This window comes from Nocardia transvalensis NBRC 15921, assembly GCF_000308875.1.
GTDB lineage: Bacteria > Actinomycetota > Actinomycetes > Mycobacteriales > Mycobacteriaceae > Nocardia > Nocardia transvalensis.
The window spans coordinates 231,192-252,864 of the sequence record NZ_BAGL01000128.1 but is presented as its reverse complement, the minus strand read 5'-3'; the positions used below and the strand labels follow the sequence as shown (position 1 = coordinate 252,864).

Genomic DNA, 21,673 nt, shown 5'->3' with positions numbered 1-21,673 from the left:
ACGACCGCGCGCCATGGTGCTCGACGAGGCGTGGCGCGGAATCGAGGGCGTGGCGGCCCTCAGCGGCGCCCAGGGCGGGCCCCTGCGCCGCACCGTCAAACTGATCCTGGATCCGCTGGTGATCCGGCCCGTCCAGCACCCCTCCTGCGCCGGCCCGATGGTGACCGCCGACGGCGCGGTCCTGCTCGCGGCCCGCCTGCATGCCGCGGCCGACGTCCTGCGGGCCACCGCGGCGTGGTTCACCCTCCTCAAGCAGGCTCGCCGCGCGCTGCGCATTACCGAGGGCAATCCGCAGGATCTGTACTTCCAGCGGTGTTTCGAACTCGCGACGGTGTCGGGACACCCCGATCCGGCGCGCGACGGCGACGTTGCCGCGGCGGCGCTGCGCGAGATCCACCACGTCGCGGCGGGCCGGACCACGCAGGCCCTACAGGCGCATCTCACCGACGACGCCACGAGCACCGGCCTCGCGGCGCTGATCGAGACGGCGTGGCGGCGGCGGCCATCGAGCGGCCCCGACGCAGACCACACTGCCGCCTTGGCCACGCTGCTCGACGGGTGCGCCGACGCGCGGCCGACGAGTGAGGTGGCCGCCCGTGCCTTACGCTCGCTGATCGCCGCACACGCGGGTACGGGGTCGGGTATTCATCTGTGGCACAACGACTCCGGGACCTCGGCGCGAGAACTCGGGCTCACCGTCCATCCCTTGCCCGCCGCGCCCGCGCTCGGCGTCTCCGCCTCCACCGCGACCATGGGCCTCCCGTTCGATCGCACGATCTACGAGCGGGTCTTCACGGTGTTGCAGGCATCGACCGAGCGGGCGGATCTGCCGACCATTCCGGACCTCGTCACCGCCGAAATCGCCCGTAGTTGCGCGCCGTGGGCGCTGCTCCACGAGTCGCTGCGCGTCACGGCGGCCGCGGGGGTGGAACTGGCGCTCGGCCTCGCGCCCCTCACCGAATCGACCGCCGCCGCGGCCCCGGTCACGGTGGTCGCGAGTATCGGGACGATGCCTGCCCCAGTGCCGCAGCGTCTTTCAGCGGGCACGACCACGGCGCATCGGATGATCAACGGCAGGTGGCGGCGGGAGGCGTACGTCCTGCACGCCCGCCGGCTCGCCGTACACGACACCGGCGAGCGCACCGGCCCGCTCGCCGTGATCGTGGCCGACCTGCGCCGCCCCTGGCGGCCGTACCTGCGACGGCTGTGGGTTCGCCTGCACGGCCGCGACGTCCGCGAGGCGCCGGTGCTGGAGGCCCGGGAACTCTGGGATCTGCTGGACGGGGTGGCCCGGTCGGTGATCCTCGATCATCGGACCAGAGTGAAGAAGGCGTTGAGCGCGAATTCCGTTGCCGATAGGGATACTTCGCCGGAATCGAGGGCCAGCTGATGCCCGGGACGGTATTCCTGCACAGGGACACGGACGGCGTGATCACCCTCTCCCCTACCGGTGCGCGGGCCGTCAGGGAGTCGACGGCGGTGCTCGGCACGTCGGTCCTCGAGGTGGTCGGGGGGCAGCTGTCGTGGAGCCTCCTCGACGGGGAGCGGATTCCGGTCGCGGTACTGCACGACCCGGCGCCGGCGCAGGACTGGCTCTGGGCACTCTACGGCGAACAAGTCGCGCTGGCCGTCGACGGCGGTGTCTCCGGTGAAATCCCGGTGGCCCCGGCACTTCCGGGATCGGCCGACGACGCGTGGCGGCTGGGCTACGCGCACTGGGCGGCGCAGTGGTGGCCCGCCTCGGCCATCGACGGCATACCGGCCCTCGACCCGCACCTTCTCGATCAGGATATCGCCGCCCTCACCGACTCCTGCGAGATGATCGTCGACGGTCCCGATGCGATACCGCCCCAAGGCATTTCGCAACGCGCGGCGACGGTCCAGCAGGATTACGCCCTGGCCGCCGGACCCGCGACGGCGGGCGCACCCGGATTACTCCTCGCGACAGGGACGGCCGGGTGGGATTGGCGTCGTTGTCCGGCAGGCGTACTCGATGCCTCCGAACATGCCGTGTCCTGGCAGCTCACCAGGGACTCCGGCCGTACTGTCCTCGGTGTCCGCGCAGTGGCCGCCCCGCGAATCGGCCGCGCCGTCCCCGCGCATCTCCATCCGCACGCCCGCGTCGTCACCGGCTCCGCCACGGTGGATCTCACGCTGACCCTGGCCGGTGACGCCTGGAGCGGCACCACCGTCATAGCCGCGGACGGCATCGCGAGCGTCGACGTCTACGTTCCCGGAGTAGGTCCCGCTCCGGTACGGTCGGGCAGTCCGGCGGGCGACGGGCCCGAAGCGCGACAGCGGATCAGAGATTTCGCCACGAGCCGACTCCGGTCGGCCCGGGACAGAACGGACTCCCCAGGAGCGCCGCTACTGGCCGAGATCGCCGCCGCCGCAGCGGACGACGACTTCTGATGACCACCGAGGACACCCCGCCACCCGGACTCGACCTGCTCCACGAGGGCGCCGCCGCCTACGGCCGCGGCGAGGCCACCGAGGCGCTGCGCCTCTTCGAGCACGCCGTCGCCACCACCAGCGGCGGCGTGCGGGTGAGCGCCCTGATCAATGCGGCGAGTATGCGCGACGAACTCGGCGACCACGCCGGCGCGCTCGCCGGATTCCGCGCGGCGCTCACCGAGATCCCGGACGACGCCGTGGAGAAGCGGGCATCCACCCTGATCAACTACTCGCAGGCATTGCAGCACACCGGCGAACTCGACGCCGCGCAGGACGCCCTGGAACGGGCGCGCGAACTGGTGGCGGGACACCACGAATTCGCGACGCTGCACGTCTCCTGCCTGGTTTCGCTCACCGCCGTCACGGTGCATCGCGGCCGGTGGGCCCGGGCGATCGAGCTGGCCACCGAATCACTGAGCGTCACAGACCGATTCGCGCCACAGCTGCGGGGGCACCCGTTGAGCAATCTCGCGGCCGCCCACTTCGAGTCGGGCCGCGGCGAACTCGGCCTCGATTTCGCGCATCAGGCCGCGGCCGCGTTCGAGGCGGCGGGCGATGTGAACGGGACCGCCGAAGCACGGCAGACGCTCGCGATGATGTACGCCCGCCTCGGCCGATACGACGAGGCCGAACCACATCTGCGGGCCGGGCAGGAACATTTCGAGCAGGCCGGGCTCGGCTACCGGGCCGGTCTCGGGTTGCAGCTGATGGGGTTTCTCGCCGAACGGCACGGCGACCTCGACCACGTCGAGCGCACCTATCGGCGGGCGCTCGAATATTTCGAGGGATCCGGCGCCGTCCTGGAGGCGGCGGGCGTCCGGATACGTTTGGCCACCGTGTATTTCGCGCGGGTCGAAATCGAGGACGGCCAGGCGCACCTCGCGGCCGCCTACGACATCTACGCCGCGCGCGGCCTCGGCTTGCAGTGCGCGCGGGTCGATTTCTGGCACGCGGCGCTGTGGGAGGTCGTGATCAACGATACGGTCACCCCGCCGCCGCCGGAGGTGCTCGCACTGGCCCGCGATCTGGCCGTCACCTCCGCCATCGCCATCGACGCGGTGCGCTACAGCTTCCCGAACGGCGCCCAGCGCGAGCAGTGGAACCGCGAGATGGCCGCGCCCGCGCTCCGGCTGGCCTTCCACTTCGCCACCCGGTGCGGAGACGGGCAGCTGCTCGCGGACCTGATCGAGACCCGCTGCGCGGGAACCACTCTCGACCGCGACGCCATCGCGCCCGCAGCGCCCGCGACCCTGCCGTTCGATCCCGTGCCGACGCCCGCCGATGCCGCGGACGGAACGGGTCCCCTGCACCTGGGTTCGGCGCTGGCGCAGGTGGCGGCGGCCGCCGGGCTGCCGGTCGCCCCGCCACCGCGACTTTCGGTGCCGCCGGACGGTCATATCGCGTTGAACGCCTACATCACCGCCGCCGAACAGCGTTACGGCCGCGCGGTGCGCGAGGATCGGGTGGTGCCGACATGAGCGAGACGACGGCCGGGCAACCGACGGTGATCGTACGGATGGCCGACGCGGGCGACCTGTACATGTCCTGGCACTGGACGGGCGGCACCCCCCACCGCGGGGTGAGCATGCTGCCCGGCGCGGACGTCGACGAGGCCGTGCGCCGCCTGACCGCCGCGCTCCCCGACCCCGCGACTCCCGGCGGCCTGGAACGCGCCCTCACCACCGGCCCGTTCGCCGACCGTGACGCGGAATACGCAGTGGCACAGGCGCTCAGCCGCGCGCTCCTGCCGCACGGGCTCGCCGTCCAGCTGCACGAACTCCTCGTGCGCGGTATCCGCCCGCACATCCGGCTGCAACCGTCGCCGCGGGTCGCGCAGGTGCCCTGGGAGATCATCGCCCCGGATCCGAGCCTGCGGCTGATCGATATCGCCGACGTCAGCCTGCTCGCCCCCGCGAGCGTCGTGCACGCGCCCGGCCGCGCAGCCCGCACCTGGGCCACCGACCGCGACCTGCCGGTGGTGGCGGTACTCGACCCCCGGGTGCCGGGATTCCGGGCCGATTCGGCGCTCGGCTCGGTACTCGGCCGGATGAGCGCCGACGCGCCGCTGGCCGAACGTGTCGCCACCTACGCCGCGGGACAGCGGCTTCGGCCGGGCGTCGACGACCCCCTGGACGCCTTCCGCCGCACCGACCTCGATCGCGCGTGGCTCGGCGCGACGCTGCGGGAGGGGGCCGCTCGCCTCGTCTACGTCGGGCACGTCACCGCCGAACCACCGGAATCCGGCCGCAGCGAGAGCGCCGAACTGCACTTGGCGTGCACCGCCGACAGCACCGGCTTCGCCCGGCCGGTGCGCACCCACCGCCCACTCTCGGCGAAGGACCTGCTGCTCGGCACGCACACACTGGACGCCGAACCCGTTGCGGGCCCGCGGCTCTGGCCGATGCCGAGCCGCGTCGCGCTCATCGCCTGCGAGAGCGGCGGCGATCTGCGCTGCACCGAAGCCCTGGGCCTGATCGCCGCGACGATCAACGGCGGCGCCGAACTCGTCACCGTGACCCGCTGGCCACTCCCCACCGACCTGGCCTTCCAACGGCTCGCCGGGGCCACCGAAGCGACCCCGCTGCAAGACGTCATCTGCGCGGTCGACGCCGCACACGAACAGCCGGATCCGGTTGCCGCCCTGGCGAACTGGCAGCGCGAGCGGCTGTCGGCCTGGCGCGAGACCGGCGCTGTCGCCGACTCGCCCCTGCTCTGGGCGGCTTTCGCGACCGTCGACGCCACCACTCGGACGGACACCGAGCGCACACGGCATTGACGGGCGGTCCGGCGGCTTCTAACGTAGTAAATATGTTTACCAGATCCTGCGCGGGCGAGTGAGACAGCGATGAAATTCCTTGCGAGCACCTTGGTTCCCAAGCACAGCACCGGACTGGCTCGCGAGGCCCTGAGCAGGCGCGAACGGTTCCGGGAACTCGTGGATCTGGCGCTCTGGGCCGAGGGCGTCGGCTACGACGCGTTCGGTGTCGGCGAGCGGCACAACCCGGCCCTGCTGTCGTCCTCGCCGGCGGTCATCCTGGCTCACATCGCCGCGCGGACCCGCCGGATCCGGCTGGTGACCACGGTCGCGGTATTGTCGCTGACCGATCCCGTGCGCGCGGCGGAGGACTACGCGACGCTGGACAATCTCAGCGACGGGCGCCTCGATCTGATCATCGGCAAAGGCGGTGACCGCGTCGCGCCCACCGTCTTCCAGGTGCCGGAATCCGAACTGTGGGATCGCCTGGAGGAATCCTACGAGCTGGTGCGGCGGCTGTGGCGCGAAGACGGGGTCAGCTGGCAGGGGCGGTTCCGGCCGCCGCTGTCCGGCGCGACCATCGAGCCGCGCCCCCTCCAGCAGCCGGCGCCCAGAGTGTGGCACGGCTCGGCCACCAGCCGCCGCTCCACGGAACTTGCCGCCCGCTGGGGCGATCCGCTCTATTCGGCGAACGGGCTGGACCGCACCGACGCCTACGTCGATCTGGTCCGGCACTACCGCGAACGCCTGGCGCACCACGGGCACGACGCGGACGCGGCGCTCGTCGCCGTCGGCGTCCACTCCCCGATCATCACCGACCGGTCGCAGGATGCCCTGGCCGTTGCGCGCCCCCTCTTCGAAGCGTCTGTGCGCGAACACTTTCCCGACCGGAGCAGGTTCCCGTTCGACTCGCTCGAGGATTTCGTCGAGAACGGTTCGGCGCTCGTCGGCACCGCCGACCAGATCATCGAGAAGCTGCTGCGCACGCAGGCGCGGTTCGGCAATCAGGTTTTCGGGATCGGGGTCGAGGGGTTCTTCTCCACCTACACCACCGATCTCGCCACGACCAAGGGCTACCTGGAGCGGTTCTTCGGCGAGGTCGCGCCGGTCCTGCGCGCCGAGGTTCCCACCACGCTCTGGGACCCGCGGCCCGGCGACCGCGGTCTGCCGATCACCGCATGACCAGGCGACCGGACGGCCCGGACGATCGGGCGCCACTCGCCTCGCCGCGGGAGTGGGCGCTGTGGACGTCGTTCTTCCCGATGGAAGGCGAACTGTGGCAGTGGCTCGGCCGCCGCCTGCGCGACGACACCGGCCTCTCGGAGGCCGACTGGCAGGTGCTCGACGCCCTCGGCAACACACCGGGCCATTCGCTGCGCGCCTTCGAACTCGCCGGACGCATCAGTTTCAGCAAGAGCCGCCTTCATCAGCACGCCGGGCGCATGGCCGGACGCGGTCTCCTGGAACAGAATCCGTCCCCCGAGGACGGTCGCGGGACCGTCGTCGTCCTCACCGCGGAGGGCCTGGCCTGCTTCCGGCGAGCACAGACGCACCGCGCCCGGCACATCCGGGAAGCCCTGCTCGATGCCCTCGCTCCCGAGGAGGTCGACACCCTGATCGCGCTGTCGACCAAGATCCGCGACAATCTCCGCCGCCTCGAGGCCGGGACCTGATATCGGGCCGCTACCGCGCCGCAACGGCTTTCCGGGCCGCGGCGACATCGGTGGCATCGATCAGCGCGACCGCGCATCCCTCGTGCGCCACCAGTACCGGGCCCGCGTGGCCGGAGATTCGCTCGGCCGCCGCGTCGAGGGGCTGCGTGGTACCCACGACCGGAAGGGGCGGGCCCAGGTGGGCGGTCACGGGGTCGGTGGCGGGGGCGCCCGCGAGCGTAGCGGCCGTGACCGAACCGAGGATCTCGGCGACCGGGGGCGCACCGGACCCGTTGCGCTGCAACCGGACCGGCAATGCGGGCGACACACCCAGCAGCAGCCGGGCCTGACCGACGGTCGCGCGGGACGGCACCGCCCGCGCCCCGCCGCCGACCGGCACGATGACCAGCTCCCCGACGGTCGGACCGTCGGCGGCGCGGGACAACGGGAAGCCCAGGCGCCCCAGCCACTCGTCGTCGAAGTATTTCGACAGGTACGACCGGCCGGAGTCCGGCGCGAGGACGACCACGACATCGCGCGGGCCCAGCGAGCGCGCCACCCGCAGCGCCGCGGCGATCGCGGTGCCCGACGACCCGCCGAGCAGCAGTCCCTCCTCCCGCGCCAGCCTGCGCAGCAGCACCAGGGCCTCCACATCGGGAATCCGTTCGATCCGATCCACCACCGCGGGGTCGTAGGACAGCGGCCAGCGATCCTCACCGGTCTCCGGATGCAGATAGTGCCCCACGGATTCGACGTACCAGGCCCGCCCGTCGCCGCCGCCGTACACCGAATTCTCCGGGTCGGCGCCGACGATCCGCACCGCTCCGCCGGACGCCCGCTTCAGGAATTCGCCGGCGCCCGTGATGGTTCCGCCGGTGCCGATACCCGCCACGAAATGCGTGACCCGGCCGCCGGTCTGCGCCCACACCTCCGGGCCCGTCGTCCGCCGGTGCGCGTCCGGATTCGCGGGGTTGTCGTATTGACCGGCGAACCACGCGCCCGGGATCTCCCCGGCCAGCCGCGCGGCCACGTTCCGCGGGTACTCCGGGTGTTCCGCGGGCCGTCCGCCGGGCGTCACGTGTACCTCGACGCCGTAGGCGCGCAGCAGGGCGACCTTCTCCGCGCTCGACTTGTCCGGCACCACCACGACGGTGCGATAGCCGCGCGCGACCGCCAGCGCCGCCAGCGCGATGCCGGTGTTGCCGGAGGTGGCTTCGACCACGGTGCCGCCGGGACCCAGCTCACCGGCCGCCTCGGCGGCTTCGATCATCGTGCGCGCCGCCCGATCCTTCACGCTCCCCAGCGGATTGACGTACTCCAGCTTCACGTAGACGGCCGCGGCGGTCCCGTCGGTCACCCGGTTCAACCGCACCAGCGGCGTGTTGCCGATCGCCTCGGCGACCGAATCGAAGACTCCGGCCCCCGACAGCCCGACGGTCATGCGACAGTCCTTCCGCCTTCTTCCCGCAGTGCCAGGATCCCGGCGCCCGTTTCTGCCAGGTTCGCAGGACCTGCTGTGCGGCAACAGGGTTGCGGTCACACCGATCCGATTACCGTCCTTCGGTCAGACGGGGCGGGGGCGAGCCGTGCGGCAGCGGCGGGCCGAGGGCGGTCAGGCTGCCCGGTGTGCGGCCGCGGCCCCAGCCGAGTTTCTCGCGATAGCGGCCGATGTGTTCCTCCGGAACGGCGGCCGGGTCCGGTAGCGGGGTCGCGTCCGGGGCGACGTACAGCGCGTCCACGGGACAGTAGGCCTCGCACATGAAGCAGGTCTGGCAATCGGATTGCCGTGCGATGACCGGGATGCCGCCGGGGGCGCGGTCGAAGACGTCGGTGGGGCACACGTCGACGCACTTGTCGCAGGCGATGCAGTCGGCGGCGCGCAGGATCTCGATCACGACGCCACCGCCAGGCCGCTGCCCGTCACGGGAGCGGTCGCCGTCCACACGTCGTCGAGACCGCCGGACAGGATGTGGTGATGCTGCGCCGGGTCCAGGCCGGGATAGTCGGCCCGCTTGTTCATCCCGCGAGTTTCGGTGCGCCGCAACGCGGATCGGTACATGAGACGCCCGACCGCGGTGATCGCCGCCGCCTGCCGCGCGCGCACCCGTTCGTCACCGGTCACACCGCGCAGACCCGCGGTCGCCTCGCGCCACACCGTATCCAGCGCGGCGAGCGCCGGCCGGATCCGGTCGCCGTGACGCAGATAGTTCTTCTCGAACGGAATCAGTTCACTCCGCGCGGCCGCCAGCACGTCGGCGGCGGGTACCGATGCCGCGGCGGCCGGGCGCAGTCCGGCGCGCCCCGCGCCGCGCAGGCCGAGGGGCGCGGGACGGCCGGACCGCAGGGCGAACCGGGCGGCGCCGCCACCCGCCCAGGTCCCCGACGACATGGCCCACGCCGAATTGTGGCTGCCCCCACCGGTGAACCCGCCGCAGATGCGCTCCCGGGTCGCCGCGTCGCCCGCGGCGTAGAGGCCGGGAACCGTGGTGGCGCAGTCGTCGTCCACGACGTCGATGCCGCCGGTCCCGCGCACGGTGCCCTCGGCCAGCAGGTCGACCTCGAACCGGTCGGTGAACGGGTCGATGCCGCGGCGGTCGAACGGGAGGAAGAAGTTCGGCTGCCCCAGCCGCATCTGCGCCCGCACGGCGGCATCGGCGCGGTCCAGCTGGGCGAACACCTTCTCCGACAGCAGGGTTCGCGCGATGACCGAGCGTCCCTTCGTCGACCCCGCGCCCTCCAGCACCCGGCCGTCCTCGTGGAAGAAGGTGGCGTACCCGTAGTAGGCGGTCTTGGTCACGGTGGCGCCCTTCGGCACGATCGCGTACGCGTTGGAGAATTCCATGCCCGAGAAGTTCGCGCCCACCTCGGCGGCCATCAGGGCGCCGTCGCCGGTGTCGACATTGGTGCCCAGCGCCCGCGACAGGAAGGCGCAGCCGCCGCTGGCGAGTACGACCGCACCCGCGGCGATCCGGTAGTCGCGATCGTCCCGGCGCTGATAACCGGCCGCGCCGCGGACCACGCCCTCGGCGTCGACCAGCAACTCCAGCGCGGGCGAGTGATCGAGGATCCGCACGCCCGACCGGCGCACCCACGCACGCATGCGGCGCATGTACTCCGGTCCCTGCACACCGGTGCGGATCTGCTGCCCGGTATCGGGGTCGACCGGGAACGGATATCGTCCCTCGGTCGCCAGGCGATGCATATTCACGTAGGTCTGCTCGAGGACCCGGTCCATCCAGTCGTGGTCGGCCAGATACCCGCCCAACGCCTCCCGGCCCGCCTTCGCCCGTGCGCGGGCGGCCGGATCGGGGGCGACGTACCAGACTCCGGTGCCCGCCGGCGCCGTCGCGCCGCTGGTCCCGCAGTAGCCCTTGTCGACCAGGATCACCTCGGCGCCCGCCGCCCGGGCGTGGATCGCCGCCCAGCAGGCGGCCGGGCCGCCACCGATCACCAGCACATCGGTCGCCGTCTGCCACGTGTCGTTCGTCGTCGTCATGGTGACCGTCCCGATTCCTCGCCGCGAAGATACTGCGGTCACGGTACGGAGAACGATCCGGATTTCCACCGATTGCGATCGGCAAGATTACCTACACGATCATCGAACGATTTCTTGACGGTGCACCGAATTCCGGCTATTTCCACGCTGTGAAAAGACTGTTGCCGCACCGGCCGAGACGACAGCACCATTCCGATCGACGACGATCGTCCGGAAGGAATCCCCGATGTCTCGTAAGACATTTCATCTCAACGCGTTCCTCATGGGTGTGGGACACCACGAGGCGGCGTGGCGGCATCCGCGCACCGAACAGCACCGGGTGCTCGACGTCCGGCATTTCCAGGAGCTGGGGCGAATCGCCGAGCGCGGCAAGCTCGATTCGGTGTTCTTCGCCGACGGATTGGCGATCGGGCCGCGGATCCAGCGAAACGCCCTGGCGGTGTTCGAACCGATCACGCTGCTCAGCGCCATCGCCACGGCCACAACGCATGTCGGGCTGATCGCCACCGCGTCCACCAGCTACAACGAACCGTTCAATCTGGCGCGCAAGTTCACCTCGCTGGATCACATCAGCGGCGGCCGCGCGGGCTGGAACATCGTCACCTCCGGTAACGAGGAGGAGGCCTTCAACTTCGGCTACGACGCCATTCCCGACCACGCCCGCCGCTACGAACGGGCACAGGAATTCGTCGACGTCACGCTGCGGCTGTGGGACAGCTGGGAGCCGTCGGCGATCGTGCTCGATCCCGCGACCGGAGTCTTCGCCGACCCGGACAAGGTGCACACCATCGACCATGCCGGGGAACGGTTCCGGGTGCGCGGCCCGCTGAATTCGCCGCGCAGCCCGCAGGGCCGGCCGCTGCTGGTGCAGGCCGGATCGTCGGAGAGCGGAAAGGAATTCGCCGCCCGCTACGCCGAGGCGGTGTTCACCGCGCAGCGCACGCTCGAGGAGGGGCGGCGGTTCGCTCACGATCTGAAATCGCGGCTGCCGAAGTACGGGCGCTCGGCGGACGACCTGCTGGTGCTCCCCGGGCTCGTGCCCTTCATCGCCGACACCACCGCGGCGGCGGTCGCGCTCGAGCAGGAGTTCACCGACCTCATCTCCCCGGATTACGCGCTGCGCCAGCTGTCGTCGCAACTGGGTGTCGATCTCACCGAGTACGCGCTCGACGCGCCGTTGCCGCCGCTGCCGCCGGAGAGCGCCATCGAGGGCGGTAAGAGCCGGTTCACCCTGGTGAAGGAGCTCGCCGAACGCGAGCGTCTCACCGTGCGCCAGCTCATCGGCAAACTCGGCGGCGGGCGCGGGCACCGGACGTTCGCGGGCACGCCCGAGCAGATCGCCGACGAACTTCAGATCTGGTTCGAATCCGGCGCCGCCGACGGATTCAACATCATGCCGCCCTACCTGCCGGGTGGTCTCACCGATTTCGTCGACCGCGTGGTGCCGATCCTGCAGGAGCGCAACCTGTTCCGCACCGAGTACACCGCCACCACCCTGCGCGGGCACTACGGACTCGGCCCGGTGGAGAGCCGGTTCGGCCCGGCCGCAGCCCCGCTCGGAGCCTGAGCCGGACGACACCTTCAGAGCCCGAGGCCGGTGCCGTGTATCCCGTGCTCGTCGACGAGGGCGAGTTCCTCGTCGGTGAGCGGCGGGAAGTCCAGGGCGGCGATGTTGTGGTCGAGCTGGGCGGTGGAACTCGCGCCGATCAGGGCCGAGGTGACCGCCGGCCGCCGGAGTGCCCATTGCAGCGCCAGCTGGGCCAGCGACTGGCCCCGGGAGGCGGCGATCTTGCCGAGTTCGGTGGTGCGCCGGCGGTAGGTCTCGTCGATCACGTCCGGTGACAGGAAGGCGCTGTTCTCCGCGCGGGCGCCCGCCGGCACCGACTCCAGGTACTTGTCGGTCAGCAGGCCCTGCGCGAGAGGCGAATACACGATCGCGCCGAAACCGTCCCGCTGCGCGAGATCGAACAGCCCGTTGCGTTCCGGGCTCCGATCGTAGATCGAGTAGCGAGTCTGGTGGACGAGCAGCGGCACGCCCTCCCGGCGGAGCAGCTCGGCCGCGGCGTGCGCGCGATCGGGCAGATAGTTGGAGATGCCGACATACAGCGCCTTGCCCTGCCGCACCGCGCTGACCAGGGCGCCGACCGACTCCTCCAGCGGCGTGTCCAGGTCCGGGCTGTGGTGGTAGAAGATGTCGACGTAGTCGGTGCCGAGATCGCGCAGGCTGTGCTCGAGCGAGGTGAGCAGCGATTTGCGGGAACCGCCCCGCAGGTAGGGACTCGCACCGATCGGGTTGCCCGCCTTCGTGGACAGGATCAACTCGTCACGGTAGGGGGCGAGGTCCCCGCCGAGCACCGCCCCGAAATTCCGCTGGGCGGCGCGGTGTGGCGGCCCGTAGCGGTCGGCGTTGTCGAAATGCGTGATGCCCAGATCGAAGGCGTGCAGGATGATCTCCCGCTGCGTCGCGAACGGGTAGTCGGTCCCGAACTTCTGCCACAACCCGAACGAGAAGGCCGGAAGATCCAGACCGGAACGACCACTGCGGCGGTACGGCACCCGCTCGTAGCGGTCCCCGGCCGCGGCGTACGTACTCTCGATCGGTCCCTGGGACATCGGCGCCGTCATCTCCTTCGCGTCGGTTGGCAATCCGGTCCCGGGCATTGTGCGGGCGACCGCCCGCCCGGCCCACCGTTGTGACCAGCGTGAGCGAATGTCTTCCGCCGAAAGCGTTGTCCGAGCTTAATTTTGCCAGCAATTCGGCACGGGCCGGGCGTGGGCGCCCACCGGCCGGACGGGACGACCAGCGAGGTATCCATGGCCGCAGTCGGCACTCTCCCCCGCACCGGGCGCGCGGTCCGGACCCTCGCCGCGATCGTCGCGACGCTCGCCTCGACCGCCGTAACCGCTTGCGGCGGAGGTGTTTCCGCCGGGAGTGACGCCGCGGAGATCATCTACGTCACGAACGCGCCGATCGGGCAGAACCAGTTCCTGGAACTCGGTAAGACCGGAACCGAACAGGCGGCCGCGGCGCTCGGCGCGACCGCCCGCACCTACGAGAGCACCGACGAGCAGTCCCGGCGGGCGAATCTGGAGGCCGCGATCGCCCGCCGGCCCGAGGCGATCGTGCTGATCACGTACGAATTCAACGACCTGGCGGCCGAAGCGGCCGAACGCAATCCGGACCAGCAGTTCGTCCTCGTGGACTCCTGCCCGCCCCGGCCGCCGCGGAACCTGCGGTGCGGCACGTTCAAGGAGTACGAAGCGTCCTATCTGCTCGGCGTGGAGGCGGGCCTGCTCACGAAGTCCGGCCGCATCGCCACCGTGGCCGCCAAGGACTCCCCCTTCTTCCATCGGTGGTCGGACGCGTTCGCACTCGGTGCGCGCAGCGTGAACCCGCAGGTGACCGATGCGCAACTGTTCGTCGGCGGCGAGAACGCGGTGGGCGATCCGGCCCGATCGAAAGAGCTGGCGCTCACCGCCGTGCACGCCGGGGCCGACCAGGTCTACGCGGTGACCGGCGGCGGCAACGGCGGTGTGTTCGAGGCCGCCGCGCAGAACCGCGACGTGCTCGCCTACGGCGTCGACGTCGACCAGTGCCCGCAAGCACCCGGGGTCATCGTCGACAATGCCGTCAAACGCATCGACAAGGTGATCCTCGACCTGCTGACCAGGGTGCGAGGGCACGAGCCGGGCGGGACGGCCACCGAATTCGGCCTCGCCCAGGACGGTTCGACGGTGACCAGCCTGACCGACGACGCGGCCGCCGGCGACTGCGCCGTCCTCCGGCACCCCGAGGTGGTGCAGCGCGTGCGGGAGGCGCGCGAGCAGATCATCGGCGGGCACGTCACCATCCCGCACTCCGACAAGTAGGGCCGGCCGGTGCGGACGCTCGAACTGGACGCGATCACCAAGCGTTTCGGCGGCGTGATCGCCAACGACGCCATCTCGCTGACCGTGCGCCGGAACGAGATCCTCGCCTTGGTCGGTGAGAACGGGGCGGGTAAATCCACACTGATGTCGATCCTCTACGGCATGCTCGGCCCCGATTCCGGGCGCATCCTGATCGATGGGCGCCCGGTCGAATTCGCCTCGCCCGCCGCCGCCATCGCGCACGGACTCGGCATGGTGTTCCAGCACTTCCAGCTGTTCGATCAACTGTCGGCCGTCGAGAACATCGTGTACGGTGCCGAACCGCGCCGCTGGGGCCTGCTCGACCGGCGTGCGGCGGTCCGGCGGGTGACCGAACTCGCCGCGGCGTACGGCCTCGACGTGCCGGTCGAGGCCACGGTGGCCGATCTGCCGGTCGGAGTGCTGCAACGCGTCGAGATCCTCAAGGCGCTGTATCGCGGCGCCGAACTGCTCATCCTCGACGAACCGACCGGCGTCCTGACCCCGGGCGAGGCCCGCGACCTGTTCCGCGTCCTGCGCGCGTTCGCCGACGACGGCCACGCGGTCATCCTCATCACGCACAAACTGGAGGAGGTGACCGCGCTCGCCGACCGGGTCGTCGTCCTGCGCGACGGGCGGCGCGTCTTCGCGTCCGCCGTCGCGGACACCACGACCACCGATCTCGCCCGGCATCTGACCGGACGGCACGTCGACCTGCGGCCCCGCCGGGCCACCCGGCCCGCGGGCGCCCCGGTACTGACCCTCGACCGGGTGAGCACCGGGGACCGGCACAGCCCGCTGCGCGACATCTCGCTGACCGTCCGCGCCGGGGAGATCGTCGGCATCGCCGCGATCGCGGGCAACGGGCAGGAAACCCTGGCCGCCGTGGTCGCCGGGCGCCACGCCGCCACCGGCACGATCACTCTGGCCGGCACGGATGTCACGGCGGCCGGGCATACCGAGCGCCGCGCCCGCGGGCTCGCCCACATCCCGGAGGACCGCAATCGCCGCGGCGTCGCCGCCGACGCGGACGCGGTCACCACCCTCGCCGCCGGATTCCATCGCGCCCGCCCGCTCGCCGTGCGCGGCATCCTCCGGCCGCGGGCCATGCGCGACCACGCGCGACGGCTGATCGATCGCTTCGGCATCCGGGTGCCGGATATCTCCGCCCCGGTGCGGACACTGTCCGGCGGAAACACCCAAAAGCTCGTCGTCGCACGCGAACTCGCGCACCGAGCACCGTTCCTGCTCGCCGAACAGCCGACCCGCGGGGTCGATCTGGGCGCGATCGAATTCATCTACGAGCGTCTCGACGAGTACCGCGCCGAGGGCGGAGCGATCCTGCTGATCTCCACCGAGCTGACCGAACTGCTCACCCTCGCCGACCGGATCCTGGTCCTGGCGAACGGGCGCTCGGTCGGCGAATTCGCCGGCGCGGACGCCGATGCCGAACGGATCGGAGCCCTCATGTCCGGCGCCCCGCGCACACCGGCGCCGAGCGCCGCATGAGCGAACCACGACCGGCGACGCCGGCCGAAACACGCAGGTTCTCGGATCGTCTTCGGATCGGCCGCATCGACCGGCTGCGGGTGGCCGATCTCGTTGCCGCCGTCGCGCTCACCGCGGTGGCGACGACGGTGCTGTTCGCCGCTGTCGGCCACGACCCACTGCTGGTCTACCGGACCATGCTGCGCGGCGCGTTCGCCGGTGCGGGCCTGGTGACGACCGTGCAGCAGGCGATTCCGGTGATCGGGCTGGCCTTGGCGCTGTCGTTCTCGTTCCGGGCGGGACAGTTCAATCTCGGCGGCGCCGGGCAGTTCGTCGGCGGCGGGCTGGCGGGCGCGGTCGTCGCGCCGGCGGCGCCCGGTCCCGGTCTCCTCGCCGTGATCGCCGCGCTCGCGGCGGCCGCGCTGGCGGGCGCGCTGCTGTCGAGCGCCTCGGCGGTGCTGTATACGCGCTTGGCCGCACCGGTTTTCGCGACCTCGCTGTTGCTGAACTACCCGGTCGTCTCGATCACCTCGTATCTGATCAAAGCGGTGTTGCGGGACCCGGCGACCTCACGAGACGCCTCCCGGCTGATTCCACGCGACCGCCGGATACCCGCGATCGCCGCGGCCGATTCCCCCGCCGGACGGATCCTCGACGACCGGTTCGGCCGCAACCATCTGCTCACCCTGCTCGGTGCGGGGGTGAACTGGTCGCTGCTCGTGGTCGCCGCGGTCTTCGCCGGATGCGTCTTCGTCAACACCCGGCTCCCGATCGGCTACGAGACCAAGCTGCTCGGGCTCAATCCGCACCTCGCCGAGGCCGTCGGCGTCCGCACCTCCCGCGCCGTCGTGCTCAACATGGCCACGGGCGGGGCCATCGCCGGACTCATGGGCGCGCTGGTCGTCCTCGGCTCGCACTACCGGCTCATCGACGGCGCCCTCGACGGCAGCGGCTACCCGATCACCGCCCTGCTGGTCGCGCTGCTGGCCCGCAGCCGCCCGGGACCGGTGCTGCTGATCGGATTCCTCTTCACCGCACTGGGTGTCGGCGGCCAGGAGATCGAACGCGAATTCGGGCTGTCGGCCTACGTGTCGACGGTCGTGCAGGCGCTGGTGGTCTTCCTCGTCACCATCAAACCGACGCCGCGCTTCCTGGCCCGACGCTGGGGAGCGCGCCGATGAACCCGCTCGATCTGTTCCTGTCCGCCGACATCCTCGCCGCCACCCTGCGCAGCGGGATACCGTTGCTGCTGCTCGGCCTGGGCGGCCTGATCTGCCATCGCGCCGGGGTGTTCAACGTCGCGCTCGAAGGGCTGCTGCTGATCGGCTGTTTCGCCGCCGTCGCGGGCAGCGCGTGGTCCGGCAGCGCGACCGTCGGCGTGGTCACGGCCCTCGTCGCCGCGACCGCGACCGCCTTCCTGCTCGCCGTCGGAAGCATTGCGCGCCAGGGCAATCCGCTGATACTCGGCACCGCTGTCAATGTCCTGGCCGCCGGGATCACGCCGTTCGCCCTGCAAGCGCTGTTCCATGTGCGGGGCACCTATCATCGGCCGGATCTGGCCCGGCTGCCGCACTGGTTCGCCGCCGCCGAGCACACCGTGCCCTGGATCGGGCCGGCGCTGGCCGCCGTGAGCCCGCTGGGGCTGCTCGCGCTCTTGGCGGTCCCGGCGACAGCGATCTTCCTCTACCACACGGTCGCCGGAATGCGGTTGCGCGGCATCGGCATTCACGCCGAGGCCGCGCAGTCGCTGGGCGTCCGGCCGGACCGCTTCCGGTTCGCCGCGCTGCTGGCCTCGGGCGCGCTCGGCGGGCTGGCGGGCGCGGAACTGTCGCTCGGATCGGTGGCCCTGTTCACGGAGAACATGTCGGCGGGGCGGGGCTGGATCATCGTCCTGATACTGCTGCTGACCGGCGGGCGGCTGCGCCCGATGCTGGGCACGCTGCTCGTCTACGCCTACACCCAGGCGCTGGGCTTCCGCCTGCAAACCGTCGGCCTGCCCATGCAATTCGGCGACGCGGCTCCCTATCTGGCCACCCTCGTCACCATCGTCGTGGTCGGCATTCGCGCCACTCGCGCCACGACCACGATCCGAGGCGGAGTCCGCCCGTAGCGCTGCCGGTCATTCGACGAACGGGAAGGTGAGGACGGGCTTGACGACGGCTCCGCTGTGCGCGGCGGCGACCGCGTCGTTGATGGCGCCGAACGGGTAGGTCATCACGATCTTCTCCATCGGGAACTCGCCGCGGCGGTACCAGTCGACGAGGCGGGGGACGAACCGTTGCGGGTCGCCGTCGCCCTCGATCGAACCGCGCAGCGTCTTGCCCTGCCCGATCAATTTGGCGACCTCGATCGGCAGGGTGGCCTCGCCCAGCGCGACCAGTGCCAGCACGCCGAGCGGGGCCAGCGCGTCGACTGCGCTCGCGACGACACCGGCGATCCCGGTGGTATCCAGGGCATGTGTCGCCCCGCCGCCGGTCGCCGACACGACCTGCGCGGCCACCTCGTCGGCGGCCCCGTCGACCAGCACGTCCGCGCCCAGTTCCCCGGCGACCTCCAGGCGCGCCGCGGACAGATCGACGGCGATCAGCCGGCCCACCCCCAGTGCCCGCGCGGCCATCACCGCCGCCATGCCGACCCCGCCGACCCCGAAGATCACCACCGACGAATCCGGTTCGGGCCGAAGCACATTTGCCACGGCGCCGGCGCCGGTCTGGATGCCGCAGCCGAACGCCGCGGTCATGGCGAGGTCGACATCGTCGCCGACGACGATCAGATTGCGCGGCGTGGTGACGATATGCGTGGCGAAACTGGATTGGCCGAAGAACGCGCCCACCACCGGCTGCCCGTCCTGCGCCAACGGCGACTCCGCACCGAATCGGCCCGCGTTGAGCGTCGCCCACTGATCGCAGTAACCGGGCGTGCCGGTGCGGCACCGGGTGCAGCCGCCGCAGCTGGCATAGGTCACCAGCACGTGATCGCCGACGCGGACGCCCTCGACCTCCGGCCCGACTTCCTCGACGACACCGGCGCCCTCGTGTCCGAGCACGATCGGCACCCCCGCCGGAAAGTTCCGCTTCGCGGTCAGATCCGAATGGCAGATCCCCGAGGCCGCCATCCGCACGACCACCTCACCCGCACCCGGCGCCGCCAGCGTCAGACGCTCGAGCGTGAACGGCACATCCGGACCTCGCGCCACCGCGGCGGTGATTTCCATGCGACAACTCCTTCGGCGGCACCACAGCCGACCGATCACAACAGTACTTGCACACCTGTCCGGACAGTATATCGGACAGTGGTCGGCGCATCCGCCGGATTCGCGGGCGGCGTATTCACCGCCGGTCGGCAATAATGGACACTAAGCCGGACAGCTGTCCGGAAGATAGCAGAAGCGCCGGAGGTAAACAGCGAATTCGCCGACCACCGGCCGGACCTACCACGGAGCATCCCCGAAGTCATGACACTACGAACAGAACCGCCCGCGGGAGAGGTCACCGAGGACTCTCCGGCCGGTGTGTACGTCGCCGACGGCGATACCTACGTCCCCACCGCCCTCGCGCGCGGTCCGTGGGGCGACTTCGTCAGCGGCCAGTACGTCGGTGGTCTGCTCAGCACCGCGATCGAGCGCCGCGTCGCCGGCGCCGGGCTGCATCCGGCCCGCGTGACGATCGACCTGTCGGGGCGTGCCGCGCTGGAGCCGGTGACCGTCACGACGACCGTCCTGCGAGAAGGCACGCGCATCGCACTCGTCGACGCGGAGATGACCCAGGGGTCCCGGGCGGTCGCGCACGCCCGCGCCGTCTTCCTGCGGCCCAGCGAACAACCACCCAACGACGTGTGGACCACCCCCGTCGATATGCCTCCGCTGCACGACATTCCGACCGTTCCGGCCGCCGGAGCCACCAGCCACGGCGCGATCTACAACGCCGACGATCCCGGCGCCCCGGGCGCGGACCTGAGCACCTGGGAGACCGGGAGCCAGAAGTTCATCTGGCTCACCTACACCGTGCCCCTCGTCACCGGGACGGAACTGACGCCGCTGACGCGCGCGGTCATGGTCGCCGACTCCGCCAGCGCCGTCGTGCACTACGGCACGGCCGGACTCCACTTCATCAACGCGGACTACACCGTCACGCTGTCGCGCCTGCCCGACGGCCCCTCGATCGGCGTGGCGGGCCTCACCCACTACAGCCAGGCGGGCATCGCCACAGGTTCGGCCACCCTCCTCGACAAACACGGGCCAGTCGGCACCACGGTCACGGTCGGCATAGCCAACCGCGGCTTCCACCCCGGCGGCCGAAACGGCAGCGCGGCAGGCTGACGCGGGCCCGTGCCGAGAAGAGATCACGCGCGCGGTGTCGCTCTCGCCGGTGGCGACCGAGCGAGCCACCCCACCATCACGCACCGACCGCCCGTTAGAGCGGCGCGTTCGCCCACCAGCGATCGAGCATGTCGCGGCCGGAGTGGCCGCCGAATGCCACCAGCTGGCAGGAGTTTCGGGAAACGCCGTCGAAGATGACGGTGACGATGCCGGCCGGCTCCTTCCGAGGATTGGGGACGTCGCCCCACACCACCCGGCCGGTGCCCGAAAGTCGTTGCCAGCGTTCGTCGGCCACGATCGTCGCATTGCGCTGGGAGTCGATCCCGGTTCGCAGCGAACCGTCGGCATTACACTGCACCACCAGAAGTTCCAGTGGTTCCTTGTCGCCGTTGCAGTTCATCCGGGAGACTCCGGCGGCGGGTACGGTGAGGTCGGCCGGATGCCCGTCCTCGGTCAGCGCCACACATCGGATGCCCTGGTATCCGGCCACGTCGGGGGCGGTGGGCAGCAGGCCGGGGAATGTCTTCGCCATATACGAGTAACTGCCCCAGGTGCTTCGCGCCGCCGAGGTCGTGCTCGTCGGGCGAGCGACCGGCGTGGCGGTCGGCGGCGCGACCGGCGACGCATCCCGCCCCGAATCCCGGCTCAGCGCAACGATACCGGCGGCGGCGACCGCACACACCGACAGCAGCGCGGCGATCACGATCATCCGACGGCGCCGCGACCGCGGCGGCCGCGGAGCCGCCGGCATCGGTGGCCGCGACGCGGGCGGCGCGACCGGGCGCATTCCGAACGCGGCCGACGCCGCGGCTGCCAGCGCGCCGCACGTGGGATATCGATGGTCCGGATGTTTCGCCAGCGCGCGGGCGATCACCGCGTCGATCGCCGGCGGCAGGCCCGGCCGGATCGCCGTGGGTCGCGGCGGCGGATCCTCGAGGTGCGCGTGCAGCACCATGGCGGCCGTGGCGCGCGGAAACGGCTTCTGCCCCGTGAGCAGTTCGTACAGGGTGCAGCCGAGCGCGTAGATGTCCGCCCGGTGATCCACGCGCTGTGCCATCAGCTGTTCCGGCGCGGCGTAGGCGACGGTCGCCACGACCGTGCCCGCCGCGGTGAGCACCGTGGGATCGGCGACCGACCGGCCGATTCCGAAGTCCGTCACCAACACCCGGCCCGGCTGCCCCGCGGTGAGCAGGATGTTGCCCGGTTTGACGTCGCGGTGCACCAGACCGGCGCGATGCGCCTCGTCCAGGCCGCGAGCCGCCTGCTCCACGATCCACGCCGCCTGCCGCGGATCGGGCACGCCACCGTCGCGCACGAGGTGGGCGACGTCGCTGCCGTCCACGTACTGCATGGCGATCCACAGCCGCCCGTCCTCGACGCCCCGGTCGTGGACGGCGACGATATTCGGGTGGTTGAGCCGCGCGGCCAGATCGGCTTCCCGGATGAACCGGGCCCCGTACTCGGCGTCGGCGCTGTGGTCGGCCGACAGCACCTTCAGCGCGTCGCGGCGCGGCAGGCGCGGGTGCCGCGCCACGTACACCGTGCCCATGCCACCGGCGCCGAGGACTCGTTCGATCACGTAGCCGGCGAAGACCGTGCCAGGAAGGAGCTTGTCCCGCATG

At 71.3% G+C, this 21,673-nt stretch carries 18 protein-coding genes; 12 read left to right on the top strand and 6 right to left on the bottom strand.

Annotated elements, in window-relative coordinates; genetic code table 11:
- Positions 1-13 precede the first annotated feature (13 nt).
- The 6 genes from ON41_RS38190 (at position 14) to ON41_RS38165 (ending at position 6,882) form a co-directional block, all read left to right on the top strand.
- Positions 14-1,390 (top strand): hypothetical protein, encoded by a 1,377-nt coding sequence (locus ON41_RS38190; protein ID WP_040754272.1) that lies wholly within the window; start codon positions 14-16, stop codon positions 1,388-1,390.
- Positions 1,390-2,412, top strand: a complete 1,023-nt coding sequence (locus ON41_RS38185; protein WP_051163505.1) for a hypothetical protein — start codon at positions 1,390-1,392, stop codon at positions 2,410-2,412. The genes ON41_RS38190 and ON41_RS38185 overlap by 1 nt, the downstream gene beginning before the upstream one ends.
- Complete coding sequence (locus ON41_RS38180; RefSeq protein WP_040754270.1) at positions 2,412-3,932, top strand: tetratricopeptide repeat protein; 1,521 nt, start codon at positions 2,412-2,414, stop codon at positions 3,930-3,932. The genes ON41_RS38185 and ON41_RS38180 overlap by 1 nt, the downstream gene beginning before the upstream one ends.
- Complete coding sequence (locus ON41_RS38175; RefSeq protein WP_051163499.1) at positions 3,929-5,230, top strand: CHAT domain-containing protein; 1,302 nt, start codon at positions 3,929-3,931, stop codon at positions 5,228-5,230. The genes ON41_RS38180 and ON41_RS38175 overlap by 4 nt, the downstream gene beginning before the upstream one ends.
- A 69-nt stretch (positions 5,231-5,299) precedes the next feature.
- The gene (locus ON41_RS38170; RefSeq protein WP_040754269.1) at positions 5,300-6,391 is read left to right on the top strand and encodes an LLM class flavin-dependent oxidoreductase; all 1,092 of its coding nucleotides are present in this window, start codon (positions 5,300-5,302) and stop codon (positions 6,389-6,391) included.
- Entirely contained in the window at positions 6,388-6,882 is a 495-nt protein-coding gene (locus ON41_RS38165) for a MarR family winged helix-turn-helix transcriptional regulator (protein WP_051163497.1), read from the top strand. Before ON41_RS38170 ends, ON41_RS38165 begins: the two co-directional genes overlap by 4 nt.
- 10 nt (positions 6,883-6,892) lie before the next feature.
- On the opposite strand, the gene ON41_RS38160 is transcribed toward ON41_RS38165, so the two are convergent.
- The 3 genes from ON41_RS38160 to ON41_RS38150 all read right to left on the bottom strand — a co-directional run bounded on the left by ON41_RS38160 (position 6,893) and on the right by ON41_RS38150 (position 10,357).
- The gene (locus ON41_RS38160) at positions 6,893-8,302 is read right to left on the bottom strand and encodes a PLP-dependent cysteine synthase family protein (RefSeq protein ID WP_040754268.1); all 1,410 of its coding nucleotides are present in this window, start codon (positions 8,300-8,302) and stop codon (positions 6,893-6,895) included.
- 109 nt (positions 8,303-8,411) lie between these two features.
- Complete coding sequence (locus ON41_RS38155) at positions 8,412-8,756, bottom strand: 4Fe-4S dicluster domain-containing protein (protein ID WP_040754480.1); 345 nt, start codon at positions 8,754-8,756, stop codon at positions 8,412-8,414.
- Positions 8,753-10,357 (bottom strand): FAD-dependent oxidoreductase, encoded by a 1,605-nt coding sequence (locus ON41_RS38150; protein ID WP_040754478.1) that lies wholly within the window; start codon positions 10,355-10,357, stop codon positions 8,753-8,755. Before ON41_RS38150 ends, ON41_RS38155 begins: the two co-directional genes overlap by 4 nt.
- A gap of 226 nt (positions 10,358-10,583) precedes the next feature.
- Between ON41_RS38150 and ON41_RS38145 the strand changes: the two genes are divergently transcribed.
- Positions 10,584-11,924 carry an LLM class flavin-dependent oxidoreductase gene (locus ON41_RS38145; RefSeq protein ID WP_040754267.1) on the top strand — a complete coding sequence of 447 codons (1,341 nt, stop codon included), beginning with the start codon at positions 10,584-10,586 and terminating at the stop codon, positions 11,922-11,924.
- 14 nt (positions 11,925-11,938) lie between these two features.
- Here the strand turns inward: ON41_RS38145 and ON41_RS38140 are convergent, their stop codons facing one another.
- Positions 11,939-12,970, bottom strand: a complete 1,032-nt coding sequence (locus ON41_RS38140; protein WP_040754477.1) for an aldo/keto reductase — start codon at positions 12,968-12,970, stop codon at positions 11,939-11,941.
- 201 nt (positions 12,971-13,171) lie between these two features.
- Here ON41_RS38140 and ON41_RS38135 point away from each other — a divergent pair, with 201 nt between their 5' ends.
- Genes ON41_RS38135 through ON41_RS38120 form a run of 4 tightly spaced genes read left to right on the top strand, consistent with a single transcriptional unit; the run spans position 13,172 to position 17,843 of the window.
- Positions 13,172-14,227 (top strand): BMP family ABC transporter substrate-binding protein, encoded by a 1,056-nt coding sequence (locus ON41_RS38135; protein ID WP_063710031.1) that lies wholly within the window; start codon positions 13,172-13,174, stop codon positions 14,225-14,227.
- 9 nt (positions 14,228-14,236) lie between these two features.
- Complete coding sequence (locus ON41_RS38130; RefSeq protein ID WP_040754266.1) at positions 14,237-15,754, top strand: ABC transporter ATP-binding protein; 1,518 nt, start codon at positions 14,237-14,239, stop codon at positions 15,752-15,754.
- Positions 15,751-16,914 (top strand): ABC transporter permease, encoded by a 1,164-nt coding sequence (locus tag ON41_RS38125; RefSeq protein WP_040754265.1) that lies wholly within the window; start codon positions 15,751-15,753, stop codon positions 16,912-16,914. Before ON41_RS38130 ends, ON41_RS38125 begins: the two co-directional genes overlap by 4 nt.
- Positions 16,911-17,843, top strand: coding sequence for an ABC transporter permease (locus ON41_RS38120; RefSeq protein ID WP_051163491.1), 933 nt, complete (start codon positions 16,911-16,913; stop codon positions 17,841-17,843). The genes ON41_RS38125 and ON41_RS38120 overlap by 4 nt, the downstream gene beginning before the upstream one ends.
- 9 nt (positions 17,844-17,852) lie before the next feature.
- Here the strand turns inward: ON41_RS38120 and ON41_RS38115 are convergent, their stop codons facing one another.
- Entirely contained in the window at positions 17,853-18,947 is a 1,095-nt protein-coding gene (locus ON41_RS38115) for an NAD(P)-dependent alcohol dehydrogenase (protein ID WP_040754264.1), read from the bottom strand.
- A gap of 240 nt (positions 18,948-19,187) precedes the next feature.
- Between ON41_RS38115 and ON41_RS38110 the strand changes: the two genes are divergently transcribed.
- The gene (locus ON41_RS38110) at positions 19,188-20,051 is read left to right on the top strand and encodes an acyl-CoA thioesterase domain-containing protein (protein WP_051163489.1); all 864 of its coding nucleotides are present in this window, start codon (positions 19,188-19,190) and stop codon (positions 20,049-20,051) included.
- A gap of 94 nt (positions 20,052-20,145) precedes the next feature.
- Here the strand turns inward: ON41_RS38110 and ON41_RS38105 are convergent, their stop codons facing one another.
- A complete protein-coding gene (locus ON41_RS38105; protein WP_040754260.1) occupies positions 20,146-21,672 on the bottom strand; it encodes a serine/threonine-protein kinase in 1,527 nt (508 codons plus the stop codon).
- Position 21,673: the final 1 nt, after the last annotated feature.